13 protein-coding genes, 1 tRNA gene, 1 other RNA gene and 1 pseudogene are annotated in these 12,253 nt (G+C 36.7%); 12 read left to right on the top strand and 4 right to left on the bottom strand.

Annotated elements, in window-relative coordinates:
- Window positions 1-158: 158 nt before the first annotated feature.
- From ACIP9C_RS22910 to ACIP9C_RS22885, 6 genes and pseudogenes are all read left to right on the top strand, one after another.
- Entirely contained in the window at window positions 159-797 is a 639-nt protein-coding gene (locus ACIP9C_RS22910; RefSeq protein ID WP_401015121.1) for a deoxynucleoside kinase, read from the top strand.
- Window positions 794-1,462 carry a deoxynucleoside kinase gene (locus ACIP9C_RS22905; protein WP_401015119.1) on the top strand — a complete coding sequence of 223 codons (669 nt, stop codon included), beginning with the start codon at window positions 794-796 and terminating at the stop codon, window positions 1,460-1,462. The genes ACIP9C_RS22910 and ACIP9C_RS22905 overlap by 4 nt, the downstream gene beginning before the upstream one ends.
- A gap of 402 nt (window positions 1,463-1,864) precedes the next feature.
- The gene (locus ACIP9C_RS22900; RefSeq protein WP_401015116.1) at window positions 1,865-2,395 is read left to right on the top strand and encodes an LOG family protein; all 531 of its coding nucleotides are present in this window, start codon (window positions 1,865-1,867) and stop codon (window positions 2,393-2,395) included.
- A 136-nt stretch (window positions 2,396-2,531) separates the two neighbouring features.
- Window positions 2,532-2,921: pseudogene (locus ACIP9C_RS22895) on the top strand (PAS domain-containing protein); the annotation flags it as partial.
- Window positions 2,922-2,963: 42 nt separating this feature from the next.
- A complete protein-coding gene (locus tag ACIP9C_RS22890) occupies window positions 2,964-3,455 on the top strand; it encodes a methyl-accepting chemotaxis protein (protein WP_401015162.1) in 492 nt (163 codons plus the stop codon).
- A 237-nt stretch (window positions 3,456-3,692) separates the two neighbouring features.
- The gene (locus tag ACIP9C_RS22885) at window positions 3,693-4,313 is read left to right on the top strand and encodes an RraA family protein (protein WP_401015113.1); all 621 of its coding nucleotides are present in this window, start codon (window positions 3,693-3,695) and stop codon (window positions 4,311-4,313) included.
- Between the two features lie 47 nt (window positions 4,314-4,360).
- On the opposite strand, the gene ACIP9C_RS22880 is transcribed toward ACIP9C_RS22885, so the two are convergent.
- The 4 genes from ACIP9C_RS22880 to ACIP9C_RS22865 form a co-directional block, all read right to left on the bottom strand.
- A complete protein-coding gene (locus ACIP9C_RS22880) occupies window positions 4,361-5,635 on the bottom strand; it encodes a cation:dicarboxylate symporter family transporter (protein ID WP_340821480.1) in 1,275 nt (424 codons plus the stop codon).
- 92 nt (window positions 5,636-5,727) lie between these two features.
- Window positions 5,728-6,606: a response regulator gene (locus ACIP9C_RS22875; RefSeq protein WP_340821479.1), complete on the bottom strand. Its 879-nt coding sequence runs from the start codon at window positions 6,604-6,606 to the stop codon at window positions 5,728-5,730.
- Window positions 6,607-7,869 (bottom strand): ATP-binding protein, encoded by a 1,263-nt coding sequence (locus ACIP9C_RS22870; protein ID WP_401015109.1) that lies wholly within the window; start codon window positions 7,867-7,869, stop codon window positions 6,607-6,609.
- A gap of 146 nt (window positions 7,870-8,015) precedes the next feature.
- Window positions 8,016-8,108: transfer RNA gene (locus ACIP9C_RS22865), tRNA-Ser, on the bottom strand.
- Between the two features lie 181 nt (window positions 8,109-8,289).
- On the opposite strand from ACIP9C_RS22865, the gene ffs reads away from it, so the two are divergent.
- The 6 genes from ffs to ACIP9C_RS22835 all read left to right on the top strand — a co-directional run bounded on the left by ffs (window position 8,290) and on the right by ACIP9C_RS22835 (window position 12,003).
- Window positions 8,290-8,557, top strand: an RNA gene (gene ffs / locus ACIP9C_RS22860) — signal recognition particle sRNA large type.
- 144 nt (window positions 8,558-8,701) lie between these two features.
- A complete protein-coding gene (dnaX, locus tag ACIP9C_RS22855) occupies window positions 8,702-10,489 on the top strand; it encodes a DNA polymerase III subunit gamma/tau (protein WP_401015106.1) in 1,788 nt (595 codons plus the stop codon).
- Window positions 10,490-10,509: 20 nt separating this feature from the next.
- Window positions 10,510-10,824 carry a YbaB/EbfC family nucleoid-associated protein gene (locus ACIP9C_RS22850; RefSeq protein ID WP_228134234.1) on the top strand — a complete coding sequence of 105 codons (315 nt, stop codon included), beginning with the start codon at window positions 10,510-10,512 and terminating at the stop codon, window positions 10,822-10,824.
- An 11-nt stretch (window positions 10,825-10,835) separates the two neighbouring features.
- Entirely contained in the window at window positions 10,836-11,432 is a 597-nt protein-coding gene (gene recR, locus ACIP9C_RS22845; RefSeq protein WP_228134235.1) for a recombination mediator RecR, read from the top strand.
- Between the two features lie 13 nt (window positions 11,433-11,445).
- Window positions 11,446-11,661: a YaaL family protein gene (locus ACIP9C_RS22840; RefSeq protein ID WP_401015101.1), complete on the top strand. Its 216-nt coding sequence runs from the start codon at window positions 11,446-11,448 to the stop codon at window positions 11,659-11,661.
- Between the two features lie 69 nt (window positions 11,662-11,730).
- On the top strand, window positions 11,731-12,003 hold the full coding sequence (locus tag ACIP9C_RS22835; protein ID WP_340821472.1) for a pro-sigmaK processing inhibitor BofA family protein: 273 nt from the start codon (window positions 11,731-11,733) through the stop codon (window positions 12,001-12,003).
- The last annotated feature ends 250 nt before the right edge of the window (window positions 12,004-12,253 follow it).

Here is a 12,253-nt window from a genome sequence, read left to right as displayed (position 1 = left end):
TAAAATGTTAAAAATTGAGAATCATGTTGATTCTGTTTTTCATTTTCTCACTATGATACAATGAAAAGCACTGATTCATTTTTAGTTTTATACAATATAGCCTTAAAATAAGGGCATAATTGACTCATAGAATTCTAAACATAAAGGAGGAACTTCTGGTGACGGTTCCATTTGTTGCGGTAGAAGGTCCGATTGGTGTAGGCAAAACTTCTTTGGCAAAAGAGGTATCAGCGACATTTAATTACCATCTATTAAAGGAAATAGTAGACGAAAATCCGTTTTTAAATAAGTTTTATGAAGATATTGAGGAATGGAGCTTCCAAACGGAAATGTTCTTCCTATGTAATCGCTATAAGCAATTAACAGATATCAAAAAATTGCGGTTAGCACAAAAAACAGCAGTGGTATCGGACTATCATATTTTTAAAAATTTAATTTTTGCGAAGCGCACGTTGGCACCTGCTGAGTATGAAAAATATGAAGAAATCTATCAAATTTTAACGAAAGATATGCCTGTGCCAAATGTAGTTGTTTATTTATATGCTAGCGTAGATACGTTAATGCAACGTATTGCCAAACGAGGGCGTGAATTTGAGAAAATGATTTCCCGTGAATACATGGAGCAACTGGTAGCAGATTATCATACCTTTACTGAACATTTTGAGCAGTTGCATCCCGAAATTCCCGTTATTCGATTTAACGGAGATCAACTTGATTTTGTAAAAAACCCGCAAGATTTACAATATGTTTTAAAAACAATTGAAGATACGTTACAACAAAGGAGCTTGCAACAATGAATTTGAGAGAGAAATATGATATTCCCCCACAAACTGTCATTACAATTGCTGGGACTGTAGGTGTAGGAAAGTCAACGATGACAAGGGCGCTAGCAGAAGCGTTAAATTTCCGTACATCATTTGAAAAAGTAGACACAAATCCGTATTTAGATAAATTTTATGATGACTTTGAAAAATGGAGCTTCCACTTACAAGTATATTTCCTAGCTGAACGTTTTAAAGAGCAAAAGCGTATTTTCGAATATGGTGGTGGCTTTGTGCAAGATCGCTCTATTTATGAAGATACAGGGATTTTTGCAAAAATGCACTTTGATAAAGGAACAATGAGTCCAATAGATTACGAGACATATCGTAATTTATTTGATGCCATGGTGATGACACCTTATTTCCCACACCCAGACTTAGTAGTTTATTTAGAGGGACCGATTGATGATGTAATTGGTCGTATTCAAGAACGTGGTCGTGAGATGGAGCAGCAAACACCAAATGATTATTGGATTGAAATGCATGAGCGCTACGAAGATTGGATCAATAATTTTAATTCATGTCCTGTACTACGTTTAGATATTAATGATTATGATTTAATGAAAAATCCGGACGCAATTGAATCAATTGTGAGCCGCATCAGTCATATGCTAAAACAAACAAGTCATTTACGAAAATAGGAGTAATACGATGCAATGGTACTATCTTTAAAGTAAGGAGATCCATGCATTCTGGCCGAAAGCGAAGCGACAGGCACAAACAAGTCATTTACGAAAATAGGAGTAATACGATGCAATGGTACTATCTTTAAAGTAAGGAAGACCAAGCGTTCTGGCCGAAAGCGAAGCGACAGGCACAAACAAGTCATTTACGAAAATAGGAGAAGTACGATGCAATGGTACTATCTTTAAAGTAAGGAGATCCATGCGTTCTGGCTGAAAGCGAAGCGACAGGCAAAAAACAAGTCATGACTTGTTATTACAGTAAAAATTGTAAAGCTAAATAAAAAATAAAAAGACCAAAAGACGTGAGACAATACGAAGCCTATTGTTATCACGTCTTTTGTAATAGGAGGAATGATTATGAAAATCGCGGTATATTGTGGTTCAGGATTAGGCGTTAATCCCATCTATGCTGAAAAAGCAACTGAGTTAGGAAAGGTTTTAGCGCAAAATGGCCATGGTGTTGTATATGGAGGCTCTAAAATAGGGTTAATGGGGAAAGTTGCAGACGCTACTTTAACAGCAGGTGGAGAAGTTATTGGCGTAATGCCGACCCATTTACAAAAACAAGAAGTCGTTCATGCTTCATTAACTGAAATTCATTTCGTAGAGTCAATGCATGTACGAAAGGCAAAAATGGTGGATTTAGCGGATGCCTTTATTGCGTTGCCAGGTGGAGGCGGTACATTGGACGAATATTTTGAGGTATTTACATGGGCCCAGATTGGATTGCATGAAAAGCCGGTTATTTTATTTAATGTGAATGGGTTTTATGATGCACTGCTACAGCATTTTAATCGAATGTTAGAGGAAGGCTTTATCCGCGCAGAACACAAAGCATTGATTCGTGTAGCCACAACAGCAGAAGAAGTTTTAACATTGATAGAATAAGAACATAGTATGATTATAGTACCAAAAATGAAAATTTATAGTATTTTTAATGTGCAATTAGTTATATTATAATATATAACAATATAATTTTTTATAAAAGAAAGTACAGTATGACTCACAGTAGTAATTTGGGGCTATGGAGGTGGATTGGATGAAAAAGAATGATACACAAGTCACAGATGGTTTAGTCGTTCAAGCAATAGAACGCAATATAGCTATTATCCGTTTTGATATGAATCGTAAAGTGGCTTATGTAAATGAGCTGTTTGCCAAAACAATGGGCTATTCAGTAGAGCAAATGATAGGAAAAGACCATAGGGAATTTTGTTTTCCTAAATTTTTAAAAAGCCCTGACTATGAAAAATTTTGGCGCAACCTTGCAGCAGGTAATAGCTATCAGGATAAAATTGAGCGAATGGATGCTCTAGGCAATAGTGTTTGGCTCGAGGCGACCTACATGCCTGTATTTGAGAATAACTCAAGAAGAGTCATTGGCGTATCCAAAATTGCAACAAATGTTACTAATCGTCAAAAAACGATAGTCAATGTAGCAGATCAGTTGAAGCAAATGTCCACCGAACTTTATAGTCGTTCAGAGGCAGGCATAAAAAATAATGAGAGTTTACTTGAAACTATTCATCGAGTATCGAAGGAATCTTCAGAGAATGTAAAAAATCTTGCCCAATTACAAAATCAGGCGGAATCTATTAAAGGTATTGTAAAAACCATTCAAGGTATTGCATCTCAAACAAACTTACTTGCTTTAAATGCAGCAATTGAAGCTGCAAGAGCTGGTGAGTATGGAAGAGGTTTTGATGTTGTAGCAAAAGAGGTTAGGAAACTTTCAGTAAGAGTTGAGCAATCCATTTCAGAAGTAAAAGAAAATGTGGAAGGAATCGTTCGGGAAATCGAGCAAGTTACAGAAAGCATTACACGTATTTCTCAAGAAGTTGAAAAGTCCAATGGGCAAATAAATGTAACGACAAGTGATTTTGCTGAAATTGCCTCTGCTGCAGAGGCATTAGATGAACGTTCAAAACAATTTATTGAGATAATTTAAAACAAGCGTGCGGCAAGTGGCAATTATGCCAACAATGCCTCAGGCTTTTTTTATTTCTGATAAAAGTGGTTAGGGTAGGTAGGATACCGAGGAATTAGCCATTTCATTTGTGGAATTATCTATTTTCATAAATAAATAAATAATTCCATAAGTTTCCTAAATATATTGAAATAGTAGCTGCATTTTATTTACAATAATTGTGGAAGGGCTTCATAAATCATAATAGGGGTGTTGTGCATGACAAAGGTGGAAGTAAGTTTTAAACATTTACCAACTACAGCAATTTCAGATGCAACCGGGGGCCATACAAATTTACGGAGTAATATTAAAGCGTTAGCGGATCATTTTAAAATAGCAGGGCGAGCTGTTACTGTACGTTTACCAGACGGTGAAAATGGAGCTGTACTTGAAGCGATTCGAGCTGCTCATGAAGGCGATATTTTAGTTATCGATGCAAAGGGGAATACAAATCGAGCTGTTGCAGGGGATTTTGTTATGTCCTTAGCAAAGGGTATTGGTGTACAGGGCTTTGTAGTAGATGGTGTTATTCGTGATATTGCTGCGATTCGAGAGCTGGATTTCCCTGTATTTGCTCTTGGAACTACTGTTGCTGCTGGCAATAAAAATGGTGGTGGTAAAGTCAATGTGCCAATTGCTATTGGCGGTGTAACAGTGCAGCCTGGTGATTATATTATTGGAGATGTCGATGGCGTCATTGTTGTCCCACAGGAAGATGCTGAGCGCATTGTAGCGGCCGCTGAGCTCAAAGTAGAAAAGGATGAAGTGCGCGCACAAGAAGCACATGTAAACGGCAAAGATTCTATTATTGCGTATTTAGATAAAGTACTAGAAAAATAAAAAAATCCTCACGATGCATTTGTCCATCGTGAGGATTTTTTCTGGTATTAAGCTAAATTTTCATTGTTTTTAAAGTAGTTTTTCATTTTTTCTTTATCAAAGCGGCCTTCCCATTTCGCCATTACTAATGACGCTAAAGAGTTACCGATTACGTTTACTACTGTACGTCCCATATCAAGAATACGGTCGATACCTGCAATGAATGCTAAGCCTTCGATTGGAATACCAACAGTACCTAAAGTTGCAAGTAATACTACGAAGGATACGCCTGGTACACCTGCAATACCTTTAGATGTAACCATTAATACTAGCATTAACGTAATTTGTTCCCCAATGCTTAAATGAATACCATACATTTGGGCAATGAATAATGCAGCGATCGCTTGATACAATGTTGAACCATCCAAGTTAAAGGAATAACCCGTAGGAATAACAAAGGAAACAATATCTTTCGGTGCACCTAGTTTCTCCATTTTTAGCATTACGCGTGGTAATACGGCTTCCGAACTAGCAGTGGAGAACGCTAAAATTAATTCGTCTTTTAATACTCTAATCAAGTAGAAAATGTTGACTCCCGCAAATTTTGCTACAAGGCCAAGTACGATGAAGATGAAGAATATCATCGTTGCATAAACAAGAATTGCAAGCTTACCAAGCGGGATGAGGGAAGCAAACCCATATTTGGAAACGGTTACACCAATTAAACCAAATACCCCAATTGGAGCGAATTTCATTACAAGGTTAGTTACCCAGAACATCGCGTCTGCTACACCTTGGAAGAAGTCTAAAACTGGTTTTCCTCGCTCTCCAATTGCAGCTACCCCTAAACCAAAAATAACAGAGAAGAAAATGATAGCAAGCATATTGCCTTCAGCCATTGATTGAATAATATTTGTTGGTACAATACCTACAATAATATCGAATGGTCCTTCATGCTGTACTTCTTCAGTTGTTGTAACGTATTTCGAAATATCCCCTTGCGAAAGTTCGTTCATATTTATGCCAGCACCTGGGTGAAACAGGTTTGCTGAAAGTAATCCAACAACAATCGCTACTGTTGTAATAATTTCAAAGTAAATAAGCGTTTTTCCGCCTAATCTTCCGAGCTGTTTAATGTCTCCAGTTCCAGCAACACCAACGATTAAAGTCGAAATGATAATAGGTACCACAATCATCTTAATTAGATGTAGAAAAATATCTCCTAGTGGTTGTAAATATGTCTCAATTTTGGGGTTACCATAAAAGATACCACCAACAATAATACCTAAAATTAAACCGATTAGAATCTGAGCGGCTAAACTGAGTTTAAATTTCTTTTTCAAAATCTTAATTCCTCCCCTATATTAAAATTTTTAGGACATGCCTTACTTTAATAATACGGAGGACTTATAAAATCCGACAAAATCCGAGAAAATTAATTTACTTTTGTTAAAATGTCTGAATATAACACCTGTATAAACTTCTTAATATTGACCTTTGCTTTGCGATTTCCATGGTCTTCAATCTGTGTCATGAGCTGACGAATCTCTTTAAAGTCAAAGTATCGAGGTGCATAGTATTCAAATTCTGAGTTTGTATAATCGACTACCCCTAAATTGGCGAGATTAATCATCGCTGCTAAAATTGTTCGACGCACTCGCTGTTCAATGGCTTTGCTCTCTTTTAAAATTTCATCTGGAGTGGCCTTCGTAACAGCTGCTATTTCCTCATAGAGCTCTTTTAAAGGAGGAAGTGGTGCAATCTTATGTTGATGTGCTAGCAATGTTTCAATAATCGCTATAATATCCTCGCTGCCAATCTCTCCGACTATACCCATATCATTTAAAATAGATTGGATATGATCTCGTGATGTGGCCTTATTGTTTATCTGCTCACTTAGGTCGATGTTAGTCAGCGATTGCCGAATAACTAAAAGAGAGTTTTTTAGGCGAAATTGTTCTGTAGTTTTGCGTAAAACATTCTCAACTTCAATACGGTTAATCGGTTTATGGATAAAGAAGTCAATACCTTGTTCATACGCCTCGCCAACCATTTCTTTATTTACAACCTGAGAAATCATAATAAACTGTCCTTCAAATCGATTTTGAAGAAGATGCTCCACTGTAGCTATACCATCAAGCTTAGGCATAAGTAAATCGATTAGCACAAACTCTGGCTGTGTCATTAATATTTGAGGAATGGCGTCCACTCCATTACGTGCTTCGCCGATGACTGTACCTAAACCACTATCTTCAATAATTTGTTTTAGCATCACGCGACTTGCACGATCATCATCTACAATAAAATACCTCATTTAAGTCTCTCCCGTTTGAATAGTTTGCGTAGGAATTATAATTTTAAACACTGTTTTAAAGTTATTTGATTCAACTGAAATGGAGCCGTTTAATTTAGAAATTAATTCAGCAACATGTGAAAGTCCAATTCCTGTAGCTGCTACACCTTCGACATTATATTTTGTCGTATAGCCAGGTTCAAAAATAATAGAAAGATCACTTTCGGAGATTCCTTTTCCATCATCACTTACTGTTATTACAGTATCAACCTCTTGTTGTTGAATATCAATAGATATGACACCTTGTCCTTCTATTGCTTCAATGGCATTGGCAGTTAAATTGTTTAAAAGTGCTAGAAGGGCGATATGCTCATTCGTTAGAAAATCGGTCTTTAAAGTAATGTTAAATTGAATATCTTTACCGAGTAATTCACTGTATTTACTATTACCGTCTTCTATATAATGTAATAATTCTGATAATCTTAGCGAGCCAAAGCTCTTATCGCCGACAATTTTAGATATACCTGCATAAATACGTTGGGAATCTTTTTTAACCTCATGAATTTCCTGGGCAATATGAAGTGCCTGTATACTTTCTGAGCGATTGCCCTGCGCTTTTAATTGGCGATATAAATCAAATCCATTAGCGGTAATTGCTTCAATATGATTCATAGATTTCTTTAAATAAAGTGTCTCTACATATAAGTCTGAACCAATAGTAAGTATTTCTTGTACGCGCTTTTTTTGCTCAGCAATTAAAATAGAGCTATAAATACCGACAACAAAAAAGCTTCGTAACAAAGCAACTGCTAATAGGATGAGTAAGTCATGAATGAATAAAATTGTATACGATTGTACAAAGAAACGTAGCAACTGTTCCGCTAAATTGCTAATAACCTCACTTAGCGCTACAAGAAATCCTAACTTAAGTGGCTTTTCACGATATTGATGGATATTTAAAAATTGCAGACATATTGCAAATAATAAATAAAATGTAGCTGCAGGTAAATGAATATAAATACCTTCTAATATTGATATGTTTTGTGTATAGAAACTAATAGCCGCTCGTAAAGCAGTTGTTACAATGCTTGTTGCGATGCCAGCAAAAATAATAGGTGTTGGTTTAAGCAGTGTGCATAAAAAGAAAATTATAGTTCCTAATCCAAATCGAAAAGAAGTATTAGCGAATGGGATAATTTTAATTTCACTACCGAGAGCAGTTAATATGGCAATTAATAAAATCCAAGTGAGGGAAGTGCGAGATAAAAAAACCTTCGAGTACATATTTAAAATCCTCCCTAAATTATTAGTAGAGCAAAATAGCTAATAAAAAAATACCACAACCTAAACGGAAGTGGTATTTAATAAGTATGACATACTATTTTGAGCAAAAAAAAACGGCTACATTATGTAGTCGGTATTTTTAAAAATGGAGGAGGTAGAGGGATTCGAACCCCCGCGCGGTGTTACCCGCCTGTCGGTTTTCAAGACCGATCCCTTCAGCCAGACTTGGGTATACCTCCATGTTATATTGCTGTGCTGTCTTATCGACAGAAACTAATTTATCATGTTTTAATTTCTCTGTCAACATCTTTTTAAAAAATAATGTTTGTTTATAATGATTATATTATTTAGTAATTGTGAACTTAAATAATTTGTGCAATTCGTTGCAATTTATGAAAACTGAAAGTATACTAGTTATTGCCGTGCTAGGTGGGAAGGTAGCGGTGTCCTGTAACTCGCAATCCGCTCTAGCGAGACTGAATTCCTTTTTCGAGGCTGTCCGTATTGTTTGGTCTGCCTTTTGCACGTAGTGTTGACGATTGGGTCCTGCGCAATGGATACCCATGAACCATGTCAGGTCCGGAAGGAAGCAGCATTAAGTGGCCTTATTCATGTGCCGCGGGGTTGCCTAATCTGAGCTAACGACAAGAGTAACGCTTATGTGCGGCTGTCGAAGAAAGGTGCACGGCATTAAATTGCCAATTCGAACGCATTCGTCTACTGTAGGCGAATGCGTTTTTTTATATTCTAAAAAAGGCCACTGTTTTATAAACAAGGTAGCCGATGCTATAATGGTTTTATTAATATTTAAAAAGAAGAGGAGAGGAAATCATTGACGTATCAAGCATTTTACCGTGTGTATAGACCACAATCATTCCGAGAAATGTCAGGTCAAGCACATGTCAAAAGAACGCTGCAAAATGCTCTCCTAGCGAATAAAACAACTCATGCATATTTGTTTTCAGGACCTCGTGGAACCGGGAAAACAAGTACAGCCAAAATTTTTGCCAAGGCTTTAAACTGTGAGCATGCTCCAGCAAGCGAACCGTGTAATGAGTGTGCGACTTGTTTAAGTATTACAGATGGTTCACATCCAGATGTTATTGAATTTGATGCGGCTTCTAATTCACGTGTGGAAGAAATACGTGACATTATTGAAAAAGTACGTTTTGCACCTGCAAGTAGCAGGTTTAAAGTGTATATCATTGATGAAGTGCATATGCTGTCAACAAGTGCCTTCAATGCGCTTTTAAAAACGTTAGAAGAACCACCATCACACGCGGTATTTATTTTAGCAACAACAGAACCTCATAAATTACCAGCGACGATTATTTCACGTTGCCAACGTTTTGATTTCAAACGACTTTCAACCAACGATATTATTGAGCGTATGAAGGTAGTATTAGAAGACATTGAGCTACCATTTGAAGAACAAGGGCTTAAAGTAATTGCACAATCAGCTGCTGGTGGTATGCGTGATGCATTAAGTTTGCTAGATCAAGTTGTATCCTTCAGTGGTGAGATGCTGAAACTTGAAGATGCGCTTTTAGTTACTGGCTCAATTAGCCAAGATGTTTTCTATGATTTAGCAGAAGCTTTAAAGGTGAAAGATGTTGCACAAATGCTTGCGCTTATAGAACAGCTAATTGCAGATGGAAAAGATCCATTGCGTTTGTCAGAAGATTTAATTACATTTTTCCGTGATTTACTTCTTTTGCAAACGAGTGAGAATTTAGCTGAACTGTTAGAGCTAGTATCACCGGAAGAGCGTGTGTTTGCGTTGGCGCATGATTTTGCTCCAGATATGCTCTATGGATACATTGATATTTTAGCGAAAACACAACAAGAAATGCGTTTCTCTCATCATACAAAAATTTATTTGGAAACGGCATTGCTGAAAATGACTCAGTTTTCAGGTGGTGTAGTAAATCACGACGTTACGTCAAGTGAAGCGGTAATGAGTCCAGAGCTTGCACAAAAAATAGTGGCACTTGAACAAATGGTGCAACAATTGTCAGCGCAATTACAAAGTGGGGCACCATCGCAATCTGTTCAAGCTGCAAAAGAACAACGTCCTCGCGCAAAAAGTCAAAACGGCTACAAAGCGCCTACTGGTCGTATTCAAGAAGTGCTTAAAGATGCGACAAAGCAAGATGTGCAGCGTTTAAAAGCTGTATGGGCGCAAGCATTAAATCAATTGCAAAAGTCACAATCAGCACTTTTAGCAGAAGCTGAACCTGTTGCGGCATCTTCGAGTGCTTTTGTGTTAAAATTCAAGTATGATATTCATTGTCAAATGGTTGCTGATAATCAAATGCTAAAAGCACAATTCACACAATTAATTGCAGGTCAAACGGGCACGATGTATGAAATGCTTTGTGCCCCTGAAGAAACCTGGTTAAAGTTGCGTGAAGAGTTCATTCGTGATCACGGATTACAACAAAAGAAAGAACAGCTAGTTAATGATGATCCGAATGTTGAATTATTAGAACCACCACCGGCAGAAATGCCAGAAGAACCATTTATCGATGATGCACAACCACTTGCATCACAAGATCCACTTGTGACGGAAGCGGAAAAGCTATTTGGTAAGGATTTTATTGAAATTGTTGAAGACTGATTACTTAGGAGGAATAGGTTATGCGTGGAATGGGAAATATGCAAGGCATGATGAAGAAAATGCAAAAAATGCAAAAAGAAATGATGGAAGCTCAAGAAGCTTTAAATGTAGAACAATTTGAAGGTGTTGCTGGCGGCGGTATGGTCAAAGTAACAGTTACAGGTCAACGCGAAGTTGTAGAAGTGAATCTTGATACTTCAGTAGTTGATCCTGACGATATCGAAATGCTACAGGATTTAATTGTTGTTGCAACGAATGAAGCACTTAAAAAAGTGGAAGAAAAAACAAATGCAACAATGGGTAAATTCACACAAGGCATGAACCTTCCATTCTAGGAGGTAACAATATGTATTACCCAGAACCAATATCTAAATTAATTGATAGTTTTATGAAATTGCCAGGTATCGGGCCGAAAACCGCGGCTCGACTGGCGTTTTTTGTGTTAACAATGAAAGAGGATGACGTTCTATCCTTTTCAAAAGCTTTAATAGAGGCAAAGCGTAATTTAAGCTATTGCTCTGTTTGTGGCAATATTACCGATATCGACCCATGTCATATTTGTACGGATAAACAACGTGATGCTTCTGTAATTTGTGTTGTCCAAGATACTAAAGATGTTATTGCAATGGAAAAAATGCGTGATTACCATGGTAAGTACCATGTGCTACAAGGAGCTATTTCACCGATGGATGGTATCGGTCCAGAGGATATTAATGTAGCCTCACTTTTAGTTCGACTACAAGATGAAACTGTACAGGAGCTTATTTTAGCAACGAATTCTACTATTGAAGGTGAAGCGACAGCTATGTATATTTCTCGTCTTGTCAAACCATCAGGTATCCGTACAACTCGTATCGCGCATGGATTACCTGTAGGTGGAGATTTAGAATATGCTGATGAAGTAACGTTATCGAAGGCAATGGAAGGCCGCCGAGAGTTATGAGTGAGGGATTGAGATGTTCTTCCGCAATAAAGGAAAGCTAAAAAAAGAATTTGATGAAAAGCTTGTGAATCTCATTAAAGAAACAAAAGAAGATTTACAACAAGCGAAAGTGATTGAAGAATTATTAAATGATTATGATTTAGAGATTATTGCTCAACGGAAAGCTGCTGAAAGTATACATTTCTATTTATTTAAAGAAGCTAGAATTCGACGAGTGTTAATTAAATAATAGTCGAGAGTTATAGAAGCGACATGGGAATCATAAACTTACATAATTATTATCGAAGGAGGCAATTGGATGCCGTGGATCGTAATTGTAAGTGTTTGTGTGCCTGTAGCGCTTCTTTTTCTTTATATAGTAGGAAGGCATGTTAAATTAGGAAAAGTATTAGAAGGGATATCTGTTTTTTGGTTCCGATTTGCATTTGCATTTTTATTATTATTCATTATCCATTTAGGTGTTGGATATGGCGGTTATAATGTCCCGATTAACCTGTTTTCAGTGTTCACAATTGCAATATTAGGAATTCCAGGTGTGCTAGGAATCACTTTTTTAATATTTTTCTTATAAAAGACTTGCAAACTGTAAATATTGTGATATAGTAATAAGAGTCGTTAAGATAACAACTGAAACAACTTATATAAAACAAAAACAATTAAAATAAATTGTTGACATCGATTTGAAAAGATGGTATTATATAAGAGTTGCTGAAATACGAAGCGACAAAATGAACCTTGAAAACTGAACAAGCAAAACGTAATCAATATAGTTTTTACTAGCTAACTTCGTTAGTGAACGAAACAAAATTTTGGACATCAAA

The sequence above is a fragment of the Lysinibacillus sp. NPDC093210 genome, from assembly GCF_044753985.1.
In the GTDB taxonomy this organism is placed as follows: Bacteria; Bacillota; Bacilli; order Bacillales_A; family Planococcaceae; genus Lysinibacillus.
The sequence above is the reverse complement of the archived record's forward strand: the minus strand, read 5'-3'. Positions and strand labels throughout refer to the sequence as shown.

Coding starts and splice junctions, on each gene's coding strand:
- ACIP9C_RS22850 (WP_228134234.1), top strand. CDS start 10,510: ATGCGTGGAATGGGAAATATGCAAGGCATGATGAAGAAAATGCAAAAA.
- ACIP9C_RS22900 (WP_401015116.1), top strand. CDS start 1,865: ATGAAAATCGCGGTATATTGTGGTTCAGGATTAGGCGTTAATCCCATC.
- ACIP9C_RS22885 (WP_401015113.1), top strand. CDS start 3,693: ATGACAAAGGTGGAAGTAAGTTTTAAACATTTACCAACTACAGCAATT.
- ACIP9C_RS22835 (WP_340821472.1), top strand. CDS start 11,731: ATGCCGTGGATCGTAATTGTAAGTGTTTGTGTGCCTGTAGCGCTTCTT.
- ACIP9C_RS22905 (WP_401015119.1), top strand. CDS start 794: ATGAATTTGAGAGAGAAATATGATATTCCCCCACAAACTGTCATTACA.
- ACIP9C_RS22875 (WP_340821479.1), bottom strand. CDS start 6,606: ATGAGGTATTTTATTGTAGATGATGATCGTGCAAGTCGCGTGATGCTA.
- recR (WP_228134235.1), top strand. CDS start 10,836: ATGTATTACCCAGAACCAATATCTAAATTAATTGATAGTTTTATGAAA.
- ACIP9C_RS22890 (WP_401015162.1), top strand. CDS start 2,964: ATGTCCACCGAACTTTATAGTCGTTCAGAGGCAGGCATAAAAAATAAT.
- ACIP9C_RS22870 (WP_401015109.1), bottom strand. CDS start 7,869: ATGTACTCGAAGGTTTTTTTATCTCGCACTTCCCTCACTTGGATTTTA.
- ACIP9C_RS22840 (WP_401015101.1), top strand. CDS start 11,446: ATGTTCTTCCGCAATAAAGGAAAGCTAAAAAAAGAATTTGATGAAAAG.